The sequence below is a fragment of the Planococcus donghaensis genome, from assembly GCF_001687665.2.
GTDB classification, from domain to species: domain Bacteria; phylum Bacillota; class Bacilli; order Bacillales_A; family Planococcaceae; genus Planococcus; species Planococcus donghaensis.
Genome location: NZ_CP016543.2, coordinates 819,586 through 840,538, shown reverse-complemented (window position 1 = coordinate 840,538; position 20,953 = coordinate 819,586). Strand labels below are relative to the sequence as shown.

Annotated in this window: 15 protein-coding genes; 1 reads left to right on the top strand and 14 read right to left on the bottom strand. The window is 39.8% G+C overall.

The features are described from left to right. Positions 1 to 157: 157 nt before the first annotated feature. Positions 158 to 658: a GNAT family N-acetyltransferase gene (locus BCM40_RS04150; protein ID WP_065527013.1), complete on the top strand. Its 501-nt coding sequence runs from the start codon at positions 158 to 160 to the stop codon at positions 656 to 658. Between the two features lie 50 nt (positions 659 to 708). Here BCM40_RS04150 and BCM40_RS04145 read toward each other — a convergent pair whose 3' ends face one another. From BCM40_RS04145 to BCM40_RS04080, 14 genes are all read right to left on the bottom strand, one after another. Continuing rightward, positions 709 to 1,380, bottom strand: a complete 672-nt coding sequence (locus BCM40_RS04145) for a GNAT family N-acetyltransferase (protein ID WP_065527014.1) — start codon at positions 1,378 to 1,380, stop codon at positions 709 to 711. A gap of 642 nt (positions 1,381 to 2,022) precedes the next feature. Beyond that, complete coding sequence (locus BCM40_RS04140; RefSeq protein ID WP_065527015.1) at positions 2,023 to 3,300, bottom strand: helix-turn-helix domain-containing protein; 1,278 nt, start codon at positions 3,298 to 3,300, stop codon at positions 2,023 to 2,025. Positions 3,301 to 3,361: 61 nt separating this feature from the next. After that, entirely contained in the window at positions 3,362 to 4,621 is a 1,260-nt protein-coding gene (locus BCM40_RS04135) for a S8 family peptidase (protein ID WP_065527016.1), read from the bottom strand. 241 nt (positions 4,622 to 4,862) lie between these two features. Continuing rightward, positions 4,863 to 6,482 carry a BCCT family transporter gene (locus BCM40_RS04130; protein ID WP_065527017.1) on the bottom strand — a complete coding sequence of 540 codons (1,620 nt, stop codon included), beginning with the start codon at positions 6,480 to 6,482 and terminating at the stop codon, positions 4,863 to 4,865. 34 nt (positions 6,483 to 6,516) lie between these two features. After that, positions 6,517 to 7,959, bottom strand: a complete 1,443-nt coding sequence (locus tag BCM40_RS04125) for an aldehyde dehydrogenase family protein (protein WP_065527018.1) — start codon at positions 7,957 to 7,959, stop codon at positions 6,517 to 6,519. Between the two features lie 20 nt (positions 7,960 to 7,979). Beyond that, positions 7,980 to 9,035, bottom strand: a complete 1,056-nt coding sequence (locus BCM40_RS04120; protein ID WP_065527019.1) for a homoserine dehydrogenase — start codon at positions 9,033 to 9,035, stop codon at positions 7,980 to 7,982. Between the two features lie 4 nt (positions 9,036 to 9,039). Continuing rightward, complete coding sequence (locus BCM40_RS04115) at positions 9,040 to 10,290, bottom strand: M20 metallopeptidase family protein (RefSeq protein ID WP_065527020.1); 1,251 nt, start codon at positions 10,288 to 10,290, stop codon at positions 9,040 to 9,042. A 25-nt stretch (positions 10,291 to 10,315) separates the two neighbouring features. Then, on the bottom strand, positions 10,316 to 11,515 hold the full coding sequence (locus tag BCM40_RS04110) for a cystathionine gamma-synthase family protein (RefSeq protein ID WP_008430474.1): 1,200 nt from the start codon (positions 11,513 to 11,515) through the stop codon (positions 10,316 to 10,318). Positions 11,516 to 11,528: 13 nt separating this feature from the next. Beyond that, entirely contained in the window at positions 11,529 to 12,533 is a 1,005-nt protein-coding gene (locus BCM40_RS04105) for a cyclodeaminase (protein WP_065527021.1), read from the bottom strand. Between the two features lie 21 nt (positions 12,534 to 12,554). Next, entirely contained in the window at positions 12,555 to 13,739 is a 1,185-nt protein-coding gene (locus BCM40_RS04100; RefSeq protein ID WP_065527022.1) for a M24 family metallopeptidase, read from the bottom strand. 216 nt (positions 13,740 to 13,955) lie between these two features. Beyond that, positions 13,956 to 15,662 carry a PucR family transcriptional regulator gene (locus BCM40_RS04095; RefSeq protein ID WP_065527023.1) on the bottom strand — a complete coding sequence of 569 codons (1,707 nt, stop codon included), beginning with the start codon at positions 15,660 to 15,662 and terminating at the stop codon, positions 13,956 to 13,958. Between the two features lie 163 nt (positions 15,663 to 15,825). Beyond that, positions 15,826 to 16,863: a hydroxyectoine utilization dehydratase EutB gene (gene eutB / locus BCM40_RS04090; protein ID WP_065527024.1), complete on the bottom strand. Its 1,038-nt coding sequence runs from the start codon at positions 16,861 to 16,863 to the stop codon at positions 15,826 to 15,828. 145 nt (positions 16,864 to 17,008) lie between these two features. Continuing rightward, positions 17,009 to 18,646, bottom strand: coding sequence for a glycoside hydrolase family 13 protein (locus tag BCM40_RS04085; protein ID WP_083394471.1), 1,638 nt, complete (start codon positions 18,644 to 18,646; stop codon positions 17,009 to 17,011). 139 nt (positions 18,647 to 18,785) lie between these two features. Then, positions 18,786 to 20,807 (bottom strand): penicillin-binding transpeptidase domain-containing protein, encoded by a 2,022-nt coding sequence (locus tag BCM40_RS04080; RefSeq protein ID WP_065527025.1) that lies wholly within the window; start codon positions 20,805 to 20,807, stop codon positions 18,786 to 18,788. Positions 20,808 to 20,953 lie beyond the last annotated feature (146 nt).

The window sequence follows — 20,953 nt, the reverse complement described above, 5'->3', positions numbered from 1 at the left end:
ATAATTAGCTTGTCTAGAATAACATTTAAATTGAGTTACTCAACAATTGTCTCTTTACATACTTGAGGAATGGCTGGACTTGTATTCTCTTCTATTTCAGCATTTTTCCTATACTATTTTACAAACATTAGCAATTTGAATTAAAGGGGCTGAAAATTTGTTGATTCGGGAAGCTAAGAGGTATGAAGTTCATTTACTAAAAGAACAGCGTTTTATCGCCTACAAAACTTTTAAAGAAGAGCTATCACCAACTCATTGGGATCGACTGAAATCCAGTTTGGTTTCTGCCCATAACTTACAGCCTGGTGTAGAAGTATTTGTAGCCGAAATTGGTTGGGACATTGTAGGGAGTGTGGCACTGTACCATGCTAACCCCAATACATATGCGGCAGACTCAGAAATACTTACATCTCCTGAAATTCGTTTGTTAGCTGTGACACCTGAGTTCCGTTCACGTGGAGTCGGCAAAGCACTTGTTGAACATTGCATCGACATTTCCAAAATCCGCAAACAACAATCAATTAAGTTACAAACGGGGTGTTATATGAAGAACGCCATCGACTTGTATGAAAAAATGGGGTTTAAACATATTTCTTCGCTCGACTTCAAACCGTTAAATGACGACATTACGATTAAAGCTTTTCGTTTTGATATATAAATAAAAAACAAGTCGCACTCACAGGTGCGACTTGTTTTTTTAGCACTATATTAATGATCGTTTTGAAAAGGATTTTTCCACTCCATTAATAAGGCATGACCTTCAGACTCTTCATCTTCTAAATAATTTTCCACCACGCACACTGGCGTTCTCCCGCAGCGAAGTAAAAAGGAGATGACGGGGTCTTTGATTTTACCTTCTACCACTTGCTCTGCGTATTGTTCTGCAGTCAACTTATCCGAAAAATTATGGAATTTAGGCATCCTTCCTCCACCAAGTACTCGGTCTAAGTCGTCGCATACGACGCGTTCATACATCGCTTGCATTAATAACTGCCCCAATTTTAACGAGCGGTATTTAGGTCGAATACAGATGTCGACAATATACAAAGTTTTACCCTCTGGATTGTGATTGCGAATATACCCATTGTCTGTCGCCTCTTGCCAAGTATGTGCCGGGGACGCTGGATTAAAATCTGTCAGCAACGCTGTAATCGAACCCGCCATTTCCCCCTCAACTTCAATACATACAGCACCTTCAGGATACAACTTTATGTGATTTGTTAGCTGCTCCTCATTCCACCAAAGTTCTGATGGAAATGGAGGAGGAAAACTCTCTTGCTGAATTGCTATCAATGCCGGAAAGTCTGATTTTTTATAATGACGGATTTCCACTAAGATGGGCTTATGGTCACTAAAAACATATTGTTTTTTCTTATACATATGTCACTCCCTCTCTTTTTCTCAATCATACGTGATAGTCGATAACGAAAAAAGCTGCTTACACAAGTAAGCAGCTTTTTTCGCTCAGACTGTAGACAAAGTCTATTGAAAATGTATAGTTGTGTATAACCACAACCGTTCTGGCCACTACGCTTTCCATGGGCTCAGCTTCAGCCTCCTCGTCACTTGCGTTCCTGCGGGGTCTTCAGCTTTCGCTGTCCCATAGGAGTCTTCGTGGCCAGAACGGTTGTTAGCATATAGCTCTAATTAGAGAGAGTAACCAGCGAATTTGTTTTCAAGAGGATTAATGAGTAATCACACAAGGATCCGAAGCGCAATGCGGCGACTCCTGCGGAAAAACGGAGTGATGAGACCCCGCAGGAGCTTGCGACGAGGAGGCTCAGCGCTTCGTCCGCGGAAAGCGTCCGCATGGAGCGAAGGATCCAGTATATAGGATGAGATGAATAATACATTCGTTAACTAACATAATAATTCTTTTGTCTACAAGCTGAAAAGCTGCTTACACAAGTAAGCAGCTTTTTTCGCTTTATTAAAGTGGAGGTAAAACGTTTGGACCACCAAGTACAACGGCAGATAATAAGCCCGTGCACATCATAGATAAAGCTAGTAATTTCTTATTTTTCAATTCAATTCACCGCCATTCTCATTTAAGAAAGATTGATAAAAATAAGCTTTTTCCCATTTTTGCAACTTGCTGTAATGACGCGCAAGTTCTGCGGCAACATTTCTTGTTTCTTTTATATAACCATTCTTTCTGAAAAATTGGAACATTATATCTTCACAATAGGCCATAAGGTCTGGTTGGGAAAAATTCCTTTTCTCAAAATAACTGGCATAAATATGAAAAAATTTATCTTCTGGCTTGTTACTAATCGCTTTTAGCTCTTCAATGTGTTGAGAGGGATCATGCCCTGTTTCCATCATCGATTCTAATAAACTCGTTAAGACTGCTTTATAGAAATACGTGTTTTGTTCTATGTTTTCTTTTAAAGACTGAAGAATCTCTAAAGCTTCTTCATGTGCGTTTTTTGTTCTTAGTAATTCTGTGTAATTATAAAGCGTTTGTTTATGTAACGCTGTTTGATTGGTTAAATGGGTGTTGCGAATTAATACTTCATAGAGACTTTCTGCCTGAACTAGCAAGTTTCTGCGGGTGTAGTTGATAGCTAAAAGCATTTGCGCGTGAAGTAACCGAATGTAATTGTGATGAAGTTGAAACGATTGAACTGCCAACTCCGCAAAATGGGCCGATAGTTCGTAACGATCTGCAAGTACCAACATTCGCGCCTTTTGATAATAAAACTCCCCTTCAAACTTCTGGGGAATGCTTTGAATTCCTATATCCATTTTGTTTAGAAATTCAAAAGATTTGATGTTGTTACCTATCATCGCAAAGTACAGTGATTGAAAAAATTGATGAACCCAATGTTCCGGAGCTAAAAACGAAGCTTTCATCCGTTCTAATAATTTTTTTTGTTGTTCTGCTTTGTTCAGATTATGATCATAAATATAAAATCGGAATTTATAAAGTTCGTATTGATTGACCAAATCGGTTGATTGGATATAATCATTTTCTCGTTCTAATTGCTTGTAAATTTTTCTCATCGTTTCTAAATCGTAATGAAGAGAACAGTCGATGAACTTCCCAATCGTCCGCTCAAGTTGTTTATGCTTTTCCATCTCTTTGTTTAATTGAACCCCCATCTTTAACAATAAAGCTTTAATGGTTGATTCGTGAGGACTGTAAGCATTCGATTCGGTTTTGCTTAAATGTGAAATTGAACAAATGCCTTCCGCCAATTGTGACTGCGTCAGACCGTTTTTTGTCCGATAATACTTGATGATTGAACCGACATTCATAATTTCACCCTTTTTAACAGAATAAATAAAATATATCATAAAAAAACAACCCTGACATTTCTGACAGGGTTGCCGCTTGTACTAGCTGTAATGTCTGTTGTTATTGAACGCGTGCGAAACCGAAACCTGATGCATAATCATCGCCATACCCTGCACCATATCCTGAAAGAATATCATATGATTTTGCACGATTTTGCAAATCTGTTCTGACTTGTACATTTGTTGCACTTGGATTTGTTGCCCAAACTTTAGCAGCAAGCCCGGCTGCATGTGGTGAAGCCATTGATGTTCCGCTAAGTGTTGCATAGCCACCTGTATACCACGAAGAATAAACTGCTGCACCTGGTGCTGAAATTTCAACATCGTATTTACCAATAGAATAATCACCATCGTAAAAACTATAGCCACGGGAAGAAAAGTCAGCTACACGGTGTGTACCGTTTTGAATCACATTTTCAAGTGCTGCCACTGCAACTGCATTTTTCAAAGCACCTGGGAAGCCGATAGTGCCTTGGAAAGGACCTGTGTTACCTGCTGCCGCGATTACTAATACACCTTTGTTATAAGCGTAGTCCACAGCGCTTGTGATTAAGCTACTTTCTGTAGGAGAACCCAATGACATATTGAGAACGACTTTTGTATTTAATGCGCTCGCTTGATCTGCAACGTGGCGGATTGCTGTTGCAATATCATCAGAAGAACCTGACCCATCGTCCCCTAATACTTTGTAAGCCCAAAGGTCCGCTTGTGGAGCTACTCCGTACAAGCCTCCGTCACCATTTGCTAATGCCGAACCGGCAACGTGCGTTCCGTGACCATGACGATCTGTACACGTGCCATTTTCAATGCTGCTAGTTAGTGTAAAGTCTTTACATTGTTCTACATTGTTTGCTAAATCCGCATGATTTACATTGGCTCCTGTATCGAGGACCGCAACGTTAATGCCGGATCCACCAGAAGTTTGTGTAAGATTTGAATTGTTGTAGATGGCCTTGATCCCCCATGGCGTTGATTGAGAAGCAGCCATCGTCGAGTATTGAGCTAGTGGCTCAGCTGAAGTTTTATCTATGCTATATTCCGGAACTTTTTCGACTGTTATGTTTTTGTTTTTTTGGAGCGCTTCAAATTGCTTTTCGTTCATATTGGTGGTGAATCCTTCGTCTTCAAAATCCCAATGAACACCGTATTGGTTTTTAGCATTTTTTAATTCTTTTTGATTTGCTGAGTCTACCAATACACGAAACTTCTCATTGCCATTCGCTTTTTCAACGGAATCCCCGTTTGCGCTGACGCCCATTGCCGGTATTAGCATAGTAGCTGTCAACATTGCTGTTGTAATGAATTTTGCCGATTTCTTCATCGTTCAATCCCCTTTTCCAATATGTTTTATGGCAACTTGCTCTAGCCACGGCGTCCCGTGCTTTCACATTTGTCCAACTCAAGGACGCTGCCACACATTTAAAGTTAGCAGAAGTTGCCGGTTTTCGTAATTGGGAAATTTTCTTATGGATTAAACCTAAACATGGTATATGAATCTATTTACCTAACTATATATACCTACTCTTCCTCTCCATGTAAGTTGAGTACAAAAAAAAGCTCCGTCAAATTTCGACGGAGCTTTCTTTAGGATTTTTCAATCGCTCTCCTTCTTTTGTAGATGTCTTTAATGAAGTTTGAGCCGGTTGTAATTCTACTGCTTGTTCTTCATTTTGGACTTCAAATTTTTCTTGAGATAATGATTTCATTAATGACACACTAATTAGCAACATAATAACCGTAAATGGCAAGGCCGCTATTAATGCTACTGATTGAAGCCCTTGCAATCCACTACTAACAATTAATACTCCTGTAATGACTGCAATCAATACTGCCCATATGCCTTTTACTACGTTCGATGGATTTTCATTGCCATCAGAAGTCATAATTCCCAGTACATAAACCGTAGAATCGGCAGATGTAACTAAGAAAATCATGATGAGTGCTAACATTAATGCAGATAGCAAACCGTAAAGTGGGAACTGTTCTAAGAAAACGAAAATAGCAGTAGCAACGTTTTCAGACACAGCGGTAGAAAGCGCCGTATTTTGGAACAAGTCCATGTAAATCCCTGTCCCGCCAAAAATGGACATCCACACAAAAGCGATTAAAGGAGGAACAATCATGACACCTGACACAAATTGACGAATGGTTCTTCCTCTTGATATGCGTGCAACAAACGACCCAACAAATGGAGACCATGTAATTACCCATGCCCAATAAAATACTGTCCATTCTTTTACCCATGTTTCTCCTGAATATGGAGACATTTGAAAGCTCATTCCAACAAAGTTCGTTAAGTAATCACCGATTCCAAGAACAAAAGTTTCAAGGATGAAAACAGTAGGACCATTAAACAAAAAGAACAACATAAACCCAACAACTAACACCATATTGAGGTTACTTAAGATTTTAATCCCTTTGTTAACACCAGTAATGGCAGATAAGGTAAATAACACAAACATTAGCCCGATGATCCCAATTTGCATCCTACCCGTATTAGGCAAAGAAAACACATGGCTAAGTCCGGCATTTATTTGCAGTACACCCATCCCTAAAGATGTCGCAACACCAGTTACTGTGGCAACTACCGCTAAAATGTTGATCGATCTTTTTAAGGTTTTGTTCATTTTTTTCTTAGAAACTCCATCAAGTGTTTCACTGATTAGCAGTTTGCTTTTTTTGCGGAATTGAAAGTAAGCAAGAGCCAAACCGACGAGCGTGAAAATTGCCCATTGATGCAATCCCCAATTAAAGAAAGAGTAATTCATGGCAACTCGAGCGGCTTCGGCAGATTGAGGTTCAATATTACCTGTAGGAGGATTCGCAAAATGAGTCATCGGTTCTGCTACACCCCAGAAAACAATTCCTGCTCCAAACCCAGCAGCGAATAACATGCTGATCCATGCAAAAAAAGAAAATTCCGGTTTCTCGTTTTCTTGTCCGAGTTTTATTTTCCCGTATTTACTGAAAGCAAGAAATAAACAAAATGCTACGAAGAAAGCGACTGAACTCATATAAAACCAACCAAATGAATTGCCAATGTAGTTTGCGACAGCAGCTGCATTTTTCGTCATACTTTGCGGGGACAACATTCCCCACAAAGCAAATAATGTGACAATGGTAGCTGATATTTTAAAGATGGGATTGTTAAAAGAAGCACGTTCTAAGTTTTTCTTTGTCATAAATTTTCCCCCTTCACCTTTGTCGATGATTTTTTTATTGGCCGGGCAGTTTAAAACAAACCACTTTTGTTTCTGTCATTTCTTGTATCGAAAACTTAATCCCTTCACGCCCTAATCCAGAGTTTTTAACTCCACCAAATGGCATGGCATCAATACGATAATCACTGCTGTCATTAACCATTACGCCCCCGACATCCAGTTTGGCAATCGCTTTATAGGCCATATCGATATTTTTCGTGAAAATTCCTGCCTGCAACCCATAGTTGACGCTATTCGACAACGCAATTGCTTCATCAAGATTCGCTACTGAATAAAGTAAAACAACGGGACCAAAAATTTCTTCTTCGGCCAGTTTGCAAGTTGATGGAACATCCGTTAGCACCGTCGGCAAATAATAAGCTCCGTTACGTTTTCCACCGGTTAAAATGACTGCCCCTTTTCCCACTGCTTCGTCGACTAACTTTTCCACACGAATCGCTTCTTTTTCAGAGATTAGAGGGCCCATATCAGTAAGCTCAGATTGTTTATCGCCGACAATATACCCATTTGTCTGCTCGACAAATTGACTTTGGAAAGATTGGAAAATACTTTTTTCAATATAAATTCGCTGAACGCCTAAGCAATTTTGTCCTGCCGCCCAAAAAGCTCCTGAAACACAAGATTCCACGGCATCCTCGATGTCCGCATCCCCCAATACGATGACCGGGGAATTAGAACCCAGTTCCATACTGATTTTCTTTAATCCAGCTTTGCTTACTATTTGTTCACCCGCTTCAAGTCCACCTGTGAAAGTAACCATTCGAACGGCTGGATGTGTGACAAGTGCATCTCCGATTTCCCTGCCATGACCTGTAATAACAGACAAGACTTTTGCTGGCAAGCCGGCAAACGAAAAAGCTTCTGCCAAGAGCAGTGCACTAAGCGGCGTAACCGTCGCTGGTTTGACGACAATGGCATTTCCCGAAGCAATTGCTGGGCCAATTTTATGTGCTACTAAATTGAGTGGATCGTTGAACGGTGTAATTGCTGCGATAACACCAATTGGAAAACGGTAGAAATAACCGATTCGACTTTCACTTCCTGGTGATTGATCAAAAGGAATGGTTTCTCCGTTGATTCGTCTTGCTTCTTCTGCACTAATACGCAATGTTTGAATCGCACGGCCTACTTCTTTAGTTGCTTCACGAATGGTTTTGCTGCTTTCCATTGCGATGGTTTGAGCATATTTTTTATGATGTTCTTCTATATAATCTGCAGCACCATTGATTACTTTTATCCGTTGATGAACCGGCATTGCGGCTGCAATTTCCGCTCCATGTTTTGCTTGTTCTAAACAATTCAGCATATCTTCAACCGAAGCTGCAGGAACTAAATCGATGATGGTATTATCTTGTGGATTACGCACTTCAATCGTTTGCTCACTGCTTACCCATTCCCCTGCAATAAACATTTTTTGACCTTTAAGATGAGTAGTCATCAGTTTACCGCCTCCTCTCGTTATAGTTTTACTGTTTGCTTTTGGCGAGCAATCGTTATTAAATCAATCAATAACGAGAAGCCCGTTTCTACTTTTCCAGCCCCTGCTCCACTTAAGGTTACCGCCCCCAGTAAATCTGTCTCATAAGTAATAGCATTTGTCGCACCACTAATCGCTGCTAACGGATCGTCTAAATCTACTTTTTCTAAAGCAATCCAAGCGACGACTCCTGTTTGTTGTTTTCGTGCTGTGGCAATAAGCTTCCAGCGCTTACTTTCTTTTTTCGCTTTTTCAATATCTTGAGCTGTAATACTCGAAATTCCTGTGCACGAAACTTCTTCCACGGTCAACGGGGCCTTCATTACATAATTCGAAAGAATAACGATTTTGTAACGTGCATCATAACCTTCTACATCACTTGTAGGATCTGCTTCTGCATAACCTAAAGCTTGAGCTTCTGCTAACGCTTCTTCATATGTAACCCCTTCGTTCTCCATTTTTGTCAAAATATAATTTGTTGTCCCGTTCAAAATCCCTCGTATTTCAGTAATGTCATTTCCAGCAAGTGTTGAGATGGGCATACGAAGTGCTGGGGTCCCGCTCATCACAGTGCCTTCAAATCCCCAAGATACGCCGTGTTGCTCAGCAATTTCCGAGAGCTCTTTATACGCTAAAGCGACAGGTCCTTTGTTCGTCATCACTACGTTTTTGCCATGTTCAAATGCAGTTTTGCAATGATTGATTGCCGGTTGACCTGTTTTCACATCCGTATAAGATACTTCAATAATCGTATCTGCATTGGATTCGCAAATGGTTGTTATACTATCCCAGCCTTTGATCAACCCTGTGGTTTTAGGATAATCTTCTAGGTTGCCTGTTTCTTTCAAGGTTTTTAAAACCAACTCAATATCAAGACCATCTGGCTGGTAAATAGAGCCTTTCATAAAATCAGAAATCGCTACAATTTGTGCTTCAAAATTTTCGTCGCGTTTTAATGCTTCTTTTTTATGGTGCAGAATCTCAGCTAATCCTTGTCCCACTACCCCAAATCCGATAAATGCTAATTTATGAACCATGATTTCACACCTCATTTTTTTGTGTTACTTGCTTTTTCGGAACGCTTTCTAAAGAAATCGCTCCACCTAAAAGGTTAAGTGCTGTTTGAGCTAAAATGGCAGCACCTATTGGCAGACACTTTTCATCGATATCAAAAATTGGTGTATGAAGATCTCGTTGCACCCCATCTGCAACAGCACATCCTAAAAAGAACATCGAACCAGGCAGTATTTGCGTAACGTACCCAAAATCTTCTCCCCCCATACCAAATGGTTTTTTTGTGATGCCAAGGTCAGGGTAGATTCCGGAAATTGTTTTAAGAAATATGGCATTAATGCCTGAATGATTCACTAATGCTGGCTCTCCTCGTTGAATATCTAACGCATACTCGCCATCTAAACGATTCACAACTGAAAATGCTTTTTGTATTTCGTTAGATAGCAAGTCACGAATTTCAGAAGAATAACTGCGAATGGTTCCTTCAATTTTCACTTCAGTTGGAATAATGTTGCTTGCTGTCCCGGCATGAATTTGACCGATGCTAATTACGGCCGCTTCCAATGCAGGAACTTTTCTGGAAACAATTCCGTGCAATGCTTGTAATACTGGACCTAACATCCAAGTCGGATCGGTTCCAAGTTCCGGATACGCGCCATGGCCGCCAGTTCCATAAATTTCTGCTTGGAAAACATCGACATTTGCCATGCTACACCCATCGTTAATTTGCACTTCTCCAACCGGTAGCCACGGGCACATATGTAGCGCAATCGCCGCATCTACACCTTCATATACTCCAGCCTGTAAAAGATATGGAGACCCGGACATTCCTTCTGCATCTATACTTTCTTCTGCTGGTTGAAAAATAAATTTCACAGTTCCTTGAATATCCGTTTCTTTAAATTGTTCTGCTAAAATTTCTGCCACTCCCAACAAAATTGCTGCATGTGCATCATGTCCACAAGCGTGCATAACACCTAGGTTTTGTGAGCGATAATCACAATTATTTAGTTCGTCTATTGGCAGTGCATCAATGTCTGCTCGAATGGCAATCGTCGGGCCTTCACCTGAAGTCAATGTCCCGACGACACTTGTTTCTAGTCCTAAACCAACTTCAATGTTCATCCCATCTATTTTCTGTAAATGGTCTGCAATATACCGACTAGTCTCGAACTCTTGAAAACTAAGTTCAGGAAACTGATGAAACTTACGTCGCCATTCGATTAGTTGGTCTGCTATCGCGTTGGCTCGTTCAACAATCAGGGGATGTCCCACCATTCTTTTTGCACCTCGGATCGTATAATTAAATTTTCACAGCACTTTCAACATGTTTGAACGCTTGTTCGAAGTCGGCAATGATGTCTTCAATATTTTCGATTCCGCAAGAAACTCGGATCAAGCCTTCAGGAATGCCCATTGCTGCACGTTCTTCAGGCGTACATTCCACGTGACTTGTTGTCCGCGCAGGACCAACCGTAGTTTCTACGGCCCCAAGATTTGCTGCACGATGTGCATATTGCAATTTCGGAAGAAGATCTCTTACCGTATCCACGCCGCCTTTTACTGCAAAGCTGAGCATGCCGCCAAAATCTTTCATTTGTTTTTTTGCAATGTCATGGTTTGGATGTGTTTCAAGTCCTGGGTAAAATACATCTTCGACCAATTCTTTTGTTTGTAAGTATTTTGCAAGTGCCATTGCGTTTTTGCATTGCTCACGCACACGAATGTGAAGTGTCTTCATCCCACGTAAAGTCAAGTAAGCTGCCATTGGATCCATTGTCGCTCCGTTGATTTCGCGGTAATGATAAACTTGCTCAACAAGTTCATGAGAACCGACCAATACGCCTCCTAGTGCATCCGCATGTCCTCCAAGAAACTTGGTTGCGCTATGAATGACCAAATCGACGCCCAACTCCAGAGGATTTTGGTTAATCGGTGTGCCAAATGTATTGTCAATAATGACAATTGCACCCACTTCATGTCCGGCTTTCGCCATTCGCTCAATATCCGTAATTTTGACTGTCGGATTTGTTGGTGTTTCTAAGTAAAGGATTTTGCAACCTTTTGCCACTTCAGCTTCAATCGACTCGTGGTTACCAGTTTCCGCTAAAGCCACTTCAATATTTTGTCGTGGAAGAAATTCAGTAAAAATTTTGTTGGTCCCACCGTACGTGTCTTTTACCGAGACAATGCGATCACCCGGCAGTAAAAATGTTGCTAGTGTGTTGCTAATTGCAGCCATCCCTGTAGAAAAGCTTGTTGCAGCTTCTCCACCTTCTAGTATTTTCACTTTATCTTCAAATGCCTGTACGGTTGGATTTGTGTTGCGTCCATAAATGTGACCTTTTTTCTTTCCGATTGCTACGTCATACCATTCGTCCATGTCGTCATACGTATAAGCTACGCTCAATACAACAGGTACTTGAGTTGCTCCGTGTACCAAATATTCTTTTTCTCCTGCCCATACTGCTTTTGTTCCCATCTGAATATCTTTTTGTGTCATACGACCACTCCTCTTAGTTTTTTTGTAGTTGGTGTTGGCTATTAATTTCCACACCTTTTGAGTGCTTGGTTAGTTCTTGATAAGCAAACAATGCTATTGCTGTGTCTTGTGCTCCCGTACCCGTTAAATCACAAACTGTAATTTGGTCGTCATGATCTCGACCCTTTTTTTCTTTAGAAGTTAATTGCCCCAGTTCTATTACATTAGAAGAATCTGTGAATATTCCACTGGCCAAAGCATGATGCAGTTCACCGAGACGCATGCATTGTGCTGTCGTATCACAAATTACTTTATCTGCAGAAGCTAAAACTTCTGCTTCTAGTTCTTGCTTATGCTCAGCATCTGAACCCATCGCCGTAATATGCAAACCGGAATGTAACCATTCTGCTTTTACGAATGGTTCAGTTGCTGGTGTTGTTGTCACAACCAACTGACTCTCTTTAACTACTTCTTCAACACTTTCTGCAACTTGAACTGTTAGGTTAAGTGCTGAGCCCATTTCTTCTGCAAATTGACTAGCAGATTTGGATGACCTTGAATAGACCAGTACTTTTTTAAAATCTCGGACCAACGTTAAAGCAGTCAACTGAAACCGTGCTTGGCTTCCAGAGCCAATAATGCCGACTGTCTCGACCGTTTTTGGGGAAGAATAATTTGCAGCAATGGCACCTGCTGCTGCAGTTCGAACTTCGGTTAAGTACCCATTATCTAGAAATAGAGCTTGCGGGATGCCCGTTTTTGTATCCATCAACATCATAAATCCACTGCCACTTGGTAAGCCTTGTTTTGGGTTATCAAAATAACCAGATGAAACTTTAATGGCAAACATTTCTTTTTCTTTTATATACGCCGTTTTCACATCTACTTCACCGTTAAAGTCATGAATATCTAGACGCATAATAGGCGGCATTACCACTTGTTGCTGTGCCAGTTTCGTAAAGCAATCTTCGATGACAGACAGCGTATCGTGATTCAAAATGATTTGCTGTCTCAACTCTTGCTCTGTAAAAATAATCAATTTTGCATCACTCCCGAATTCCTATCTAATTAATGCTTCGTTTTTGACATAAAGCCCTCTAGGCAAATTAGCGAAAGTTTCGCACCCATTTTCAGTTATTCGAAAAGATTCACTTACTTCAAAACCAGATTTGTCATACCACATACCGGGAATCATATGGAAAGTCATGTTCGGCTGTAAAATGGTTTTATCACCTTTACGAATACTGGCTGTATGTTCACCCCAGTCAGGCGGATAGTTTAAGCCCATTGAGTACCCAATTCGTGATTCTTTCGTATAGCCGTATTTAGCAATTGACTTGGTCCAAGTTTCGCAAACTTCTTCCAAAGCAATTCCGGGTTTGATCATAGCAAGACATTCCTCAATTCCTTCTACTGTTACTTGCGCAAGTTTTTTCAATTCCTCGCTTGGATTTCCAATATGAATTGTTCGTGCTAACGGCGAATGATACCGTTTGTAACAACCAGCCAACTCCAAAATGACTGATTCGTTATTTTTATAGCGAGCATCGGTCCAAGTTAAATGAGGAGTTGAAGTCTTTTCTCCTGACGGCATCAATGGCATAATGGCCGGATAATCTCCACCAAATTCCTCTGTTCCGGTTACTTGCGCATAAAGAATTTTTGCTGCGACATCACATTCCCTTACGCCTTCATTAATCATTTCGATTCCAGCATTCATCGCCAATTCAGCGAGTACAGCTGCTTTTTTCATGTATTCGATTTCTTGATCAGACTTGACGATACGCACCCAATTCACTAATAAAGTCGCATCTTGAAAAGTTGCATTTGGCAAACCTGTTTTCAATTGTTCAAAGCATTTTGCAGTGAAATAGTAATTTTCCATTTCGACTCCTATACGACGTTTATCTTGTCCAATTTGCTTTAAAATATCGGCTACAAAATCCATTGGATGCTTTGTCTCTGATTGAACATACGTATCGGGATATGAAATGATGTTATCGTGATATAGCCACGTGGTAATTTTTGCGGCATTCGCATCCATTGTGCGTCCTACCCAGATTGGCTGATCTTCGTCGTCAATAACAATTAGCATTTGATGGACATAAAACGACCAGCCATCATATCCGGAGAGGTAGTTCATATTTGCCGGATCTGTAATAAGCAACACTTCTATCCCTTTCGTTGCCATCCGTTCTTTTGTCTTCCGAATTCTTGTTTGATACTCTGCAGTTCCAACTAACATAGGAACTATCCCCTCCTTAGTAAGATCGTTTACTTTTTAAATTTTCGGAATATGATATCCGTAAATGTAGTATAGCGACTCTTCGGTTTAACTATCATCTGTCATAATGTATGAAAATTAATCTAGATTGTAGTCAAAATTTCTAATTATTCCGTCTTTAATGACGCATAAAAAAAACCATCAACCGCGCTTTCTACTGAAAGTGCGGTTGATGGTTTACTTATTTGTATGTTCTACAACGCCAATTTCCCATGTTTTAATACTTAAATCCAACAAAAATAAATCATCAGGATCGATCAAAGAATGTCCTGTTAATGATTCGATTTTTCTTAGTCGGTAAAGCAAAGATTGACGATGTAAATTTAACGCTCTTGCTGCTTGACTGACATTTCCGTGGTTCTGATTATAGCATTTTAATGTACCAATCAAATCCATATTTCGTTGTTTATCATATTCGACAAGAGGTTCGATTGTCGTCATAATCACTTTTTTCATTTCTTCATTTTGCGCCAGCGTTAACAACACGCGATCAATGCGCGTATCTCTGTAGAAAGTACGTTGCCCTTTGCCCTTTTTTCGCCGTCCAATATCTACGGCAAGATTAGCCTGTTGAAAACTTTCGGCTAATCCTTGAAAACCTTTATTGAAATCCCCAATTCCCCATGAGATCGAGACTTCCGGCAACAGGTTTTTTAATCGACGTTCGATCAAATCTAAAAAATTAACAACATTATCATATTCTGCTTCAGCTGGCTTTTCTAGATAAATCAGCAATTGATGTCCTTGATAAGTCATCATTACTTCTCTCTTCAACGACTGGGCAGCAAAGTAAATTTCTTCTTCAATATACCGGATCATACTTTCTGTCCATTGCGTGATAGAGACATTTTCTTGTTTCCGCTTTTCAAATAGTTCCTTAAAATTTTCAGGAAATCCAACGAGACATAAATAGGGTAAGTCTAAGTCATAACCCAATAGTTTGGCTCTTGAAAGTGCTTGCTCCGCAGAAACAAATTCTCCTGTAGCTACTTCTTGAACAAAATCACTTCTCAAACTTAACTTTGTTTCTTCAATGGCATTTTTCCGCGAAAGCCACAACGAGATGGTTGTAGCCGCATGTTCAAGAACCGCTACACGAAAAGGTGTTAAATAAGAACCAATTTGCAGGTCATTTGGAAGTACCACAAAAATATATCCTTGAGGGTCTTCTGAAATTTGCAAAACCGGAATCTGCAAAATAATGTGGTCATCCAAGTTTGCCATGCTAAACTTCTGTAACATCGGATCATTGTTAAGCAAGTTCACTTTTTTGCAAATCGGAAAAGTTTCTCGAATCACTGCATTTTTCCATTTCTCAATAAATTCTTGAGTATGTCCGCTTTCAGTTTGTATAAATCCATTTCGATCAGTGATCAACAGCTGGTAACCAAGTTGTCGTTGAATGTATTTTGAGATACGATTCAAATCCGTATCACCAAGAATCATTTTTAACAATTCTTGCTGTGCTTTCTCTGACTTCTCACGATCTTTGTGTTGTTTATCATTAATGTTTTTCATTACTTCTTCGATAATAGCCGAAAATCTCACTTCCCACGGCAGTTCAATCATAACGAAATTGTGTTGTTCTGCTAATTCAATGACTTCTACCGGAATATCAAACACATGTCGACCAGTGGCAATCATTAATGCCGAAGCATTGGAGTCAATAATATCTTGAACAAATCCTTTAAACTTCTCGACGTCGTTGTGGCATCCAATGGCTGTCGTCAAAATAACTTCATTTTGACGGACAAAGTTCTCGACTGGCATCTCCATTACAGATATCCACTGAACAGGGCGATCAGCGACAGAATCTTTTGCAGTTAACAGGCGTGCATTTTCTAAAATTTCATAGTTTAAAACACTTTCTACCGATGATTGCATTGTATCCTCCTTTACGTTTAAACAAATTCCATTGCCACAAGCAAAACAAAACATTAGTGATATGATTAGTTCTGATTATAGCACCGCAAAAAATAGAGGGGAACAATTATCTGTATACTCAATTTTCTTTCTGATGAAAAGCCAGATCACTAAACACTCTGGTCTATGCAAAATCAACCTCTGCTTTTTTGGGTGTGTAGTTTTCTATTACCTGCAACAAAATAGACATATCCACATTTTGGCCGGTGACAATTACAGCTAACGCTCCATCTTGGTGAGGAATCGTATTCCCCAACACCGCAGCAATTCCAGTCGCTGCTGCTCCTTCCATAATAATTCGTTGCTTGTCCATCATATAAGCCATTGCGTATCCAATCTCTTCTTCTGGGATTAATACCGTTTGATCCATGTAACTTTGAATCATTTTAAATGTATAGTGGTTGTCGAGTCCTATTCCTCCAAGCAGGCTGTCCGCTAATGTTTCACTTTCTTCCATTTCAACTGGTTTCCCCGCCTTTATGCTTTCATACATGACAGCAGATTGCTCCATTGAAACCCCTGTAATTCGTATATCGGAACGATTGGATTTTAAAGCTAAGCCAATTCCTGAAAGCAATCCGCCTCCAGATAATGGCACCACTACATCTTTTAAATCCGGTAGATCTTCTAACAGTTCTAAACCAATCGTTCCTTGTCCTGCAATGATGAATGGATCGTCAAAGGGTTCAATTACGGTATAGCCTTTTTCTTTTGCAAGTTCGTAGCACCTTACTCCTGCAGCATCTTGACTTCTCCCTACCACCTCTATTTTCGCGCCTAATCTTTTCAATGAATCTACCTTTGCTTTTGGTACACGACTTGAGATACATACGACAGCTTGAATCCCTAATTTTTTTGCGACAAATGCGACTGCCAATCCGTGGTTTCCAGTGGAATATGTAGTAACACCTCTCGACTTTTCTTCTGTACTTAAACTTAATATTTTATTGGCTGCTCCTCTTATTTTAAAAGCCCCAATATCATGCGTATTTTCTAGTTTCAAATATACAGGTCGCCCCATTTTTTCTGATAGAACGAAAGACTCGATTAATGGTGTTTTGTTCACTAAAGAAGCTATTCGATTTTGTGCTTTTTCAACTTCTTTTATCTCCACTTTTTTGCTCAAGTTACATGCTCCTTTCTCTTTAGTAATTAGTCCCATCTTATCCTTCGCTGTTGAGGATATCTATTGGTCAAAATAGTAGGTAATTCACTTTTGTTTTCATACATTTTATCGTCAAACAATTATCGATAAAAAAATCAGCCACAAAACCAGTCATTAAGAATGGTTTTGTGGCTGATTCGCGTTAATAAATTTCTTTTTTGAGGAAATACACACAAGTTTCATATGGTTGCAATATACCTTTTGCTCGCTTTTCGTAATTACTCAGAAACAGTTCAGCGTCATAGGGGCTATTCCACTCACACGTTTTTTCACTTAAATTCGAAGCAATGAGCATTTTTGTATATTGATCTTCGCGTATATAGGCATATACATAGGGACACCCCGAGTCGGTCAGTTCGGTGGTTCCATAAACCAACACTTTCCAGTTATGCCGCAAGTGAATCATTTTTTTGTAAAATGACCAAATCGAATTCGGATCGTTTTTTTGAGCTTCGACATTTAGCCATTGATAGTTCGGGTTTACTCCAAGCCATGGTGTAGCTTTGGAAAACCCAGCAAAGTCCTGGTTGTTCCACTGCATGGGTGTGCGAGCATGGTCACGACTAATTTTTTTGATCACATGCATTACTTCGTCGTGTGGTACACCTTGTTTGCATTTATAACGATAGATATTTTTGGTTTCAATATCGTGATACATGTCAATATCATCAAAAGGTGCATTTGTCATTCCAATTTCTTGACCTTGGTATATAAAAGGAGTTCCTTGCATGAAGAAATACATACACCCTAATGCCGTTGCGCTTTCATACCAATATTTTTGATCATTCCCCCAAATGGAGACTGTTCTTGGTCGATCATGGTTTTCAATGTAAAGTGAATTCCAAGCAATGCCATGTGTCGCTTGTTGCCAACGATTTAAAACTTCTTTTAAATCTTCGACATCCAAATCATTTTCTACATTGTTAGTATCCACCGGTTTATGCGCTTCTAAGTGAAAGATCATATTGAATTTTCCATCATGTTCACTAATCCACTTTTCCATATTATGTGATTTCACACTATTAGCTTCCCCAATGGTAACTATATCGCTATCCTTAAACACTTGATCTCTTAGCTCCGTCAACATGTCTTGTAACCCTTCCACTTCCGTAAATTTTTCCCATGCAGGAACATAAGGCAAATTTTGCGGATTCGGCATATCACTGTAATCTTTCTTTAAGTGGTTAATGGCATCCACTCGAAAACCGTCCACACCTTTAGCTATCCACCACCGAATCATTTCGTAGATGGATTCTCGCATCTCTTTGTTTTCCCAATTTAAATCGACTTGATTTTTGGTGTAGATGTGCAAATAATATTGTTGGGTTTTTGGATCAAATGTCCAGGCTGGCCCACCAAAAATACTTTCCCAATTCGTTTGGTGGTCACGCCAAACATACCAGTCCCGTTTTGGGTTGTCTTTAGAAGACTTGGATTCCAAAAACCAAGGATGTTGGTCACTCGTATGATTCAAGACAAGATCAATGATCAGCCTCATGCCTCTTTTATGCAATTCTTCTAAAAGTCGATCAAAATCCGCCATCGTGCCCATTTCTTCCATGATTTCTTGATAATCACTAACATCATAGCCGTTATCGATATTCGGTGATTTATACATTGGACAAACCCAGATAATTGTCACGCCAAGTTCATCCAAATAATCTAGTTTCTCAGTTATGCCGTTTAAGTCGCCAATGCCGTCATCGTTTGAATCATTAAAACTTCTTGGGTAAATTTGATAAACCACTGCTTCTTTCCACCAGGTTTCTTTCAAATCCATCGCCTTCTTCCTTTTAACGAAATTCACTAGTATCGGACAAACTTTTTGTTTATTACTGTTCTTATTCCATATTTCTTAGGAAATTCCTGCAACAAAAAACCACCCGCAAAAAAAATTTGCGGATGGTTTTCTTAACTTTTTATCGAGCTTTATACTCTTCAAACACTTTGGCCGCAAATCCAGCGACGTAATCGCTGCCGCCATTGTCTTCGATCGATTCAATCATCATTGCTAAAATAAAATCTGGACTTTCTGAATCATAAGCGACAAAAAAGCCATTTTCTTGTCCTTCTTCATCTATTTTCCCTTTCAATTCAGCTGTGCCGGTTTTCCCAGCAATTTTAACGTTCTTGCTGTTGGCTGACTGCGCATAACCATCTACGACAACGTTGCGCATTCCTTCACGTAAAACTTTTGCGTTTTCTGCACTTAGCAATCCTTCTTTCCAAACTTGGCTTTTTTCTTCATCGACAAACAATAATGGCTTGTACATTGTGCCATCCGTTATGAATGGCTCATACATTGTGGCCAAATGAAGAATATTGGTCAGCATCTGTCCTTGTCCAAAAGAAGAGTCTGCCAACTGCCCTTCAGATCCAATCGTCCCTTCATTGGAAATTTGTGAAGATTGCAGCTCTAAAGCAAATGGAATAGCTTCTCCAAAACCAAAGTTTTTTAATCCTGAAACAACTGTTTCATTGCCCATCTTAAGGGCTTGCTGCGCAAAATAAATATTGTCTGAATAAACCAAGGCTTTATTCAAATCTATTGGGTTTGGTGCTTCTGGATGTAGCCGGCTAACGCGGTAATCTCCCCACGAACTGTCTTTTTGCCATGTCTCTCCATCAATTTGGAGACCTTCTGTTGGATTTAACGTCCCAGCTTCTAATCCAATTGCTGCTGTGACTGGCTTGATCGTTGATCCCGGAGCATAGGCTGCTCCAAAGCGATTAAATAATGGATTGAGTGGGTCTTCGCTTAGTTCGGCAAAACGCTCTTCGCTAATTCCCAACATGTATTCGTTTGGATTATAGGCTGGTGAACTAACTAATACGAATGTTTCTCCTGTTTTCGGATCGACTGCAGCACTTGTTCCTGCTTCGCCATCCATCGCGTCATAAGTAGATTTTTGCAGTTCTGCATCGATTGTTAACACAACTGTTTCGCCATTTTCGGCAGGTGTTTCAGTAATTGTGATTTGTTCTCCATTGTCACCTTGTTTCTGGATAAACAGCTTTATGCCATTCTGACCATGTAGACGTTCTTCTAATGTTAACTCAAGTCCTCTTCGGCCGATAAAATCGGTCGACTTATACCCTTGATCTTTAAGTTCTTCTAGCTTTTCAGCAGTAATTGGACCAATATAACCGCTTAAATGTCCAAGTGCTTCTTCATAAGGGTACTCGCGCATAGCAGTTTCTTGATAAGTCGCACCTGGTATCGCTTTTACTTTCTCCAGTAATTCCTCATCATTTTTAGCGGCTTTAGAAATCGGTACAAATTGATCCTCTTGAACCCAACTTTGCTTCATTTTTTCATCAATAAAATCAACCGATACCCCAAGAACATCTGCAAGTTCTTCTTTATTGTCTTTATCGGTGAAGCTTTCAGGTACTACACCAATGTTGTAGCCTGTTCCGTTAATAGCTATCGGCTTCTGGTTTCGATCATAAATTTCACCACGTTCTGCAGTAGTTGTTGATACGCGAACTTCATCGCCTTTTTCCAATTGTTCAAATATAAAAGATGGATCCCATTCAACAAACCAGTCTTCTATATCATCTTGTGATTCAAATAGTAAAGTCATTGTTTTCTCAAACGCCACTGGTCCTGCGAGTGTGTCCATTTGTATTTGAACCGGAAAATCAGCTGGATTTTCAGGATCCCATTCTATATCTTCTGCCGGCTCTGTGTAGCTCACTTCGACATTTTGAATCGCTAAGTCTTCGTAAAATTTTTGTTGGCGCTCAACAAAATCTTCTGGTTCATAGGCTTCTTTTGTTCCTTTATTTAAATAATCGCTATACATTTCCGAAAATTCCCCGTTGTTCCAGTGATCTATGTATGCTTTAAGCCGATCTTCAGGCGTTGGACTTGGTTGACAACCTGCCAATACGACCACGAAAACCAAAGCTAGAATAATTGTTATTTTTTTAACCAACACATTACCCCCCATTGTTTTCTTTATTTTACCAACAAAAAGCTAAAAGTTGAAAGAGTAATCCCTTTTCCCCAAAAAACTATTTGTCATATAGACAAGTGGTGGTTAATTTTGCTTCGATATTATTGCTAAAGTTGACTCTCTCT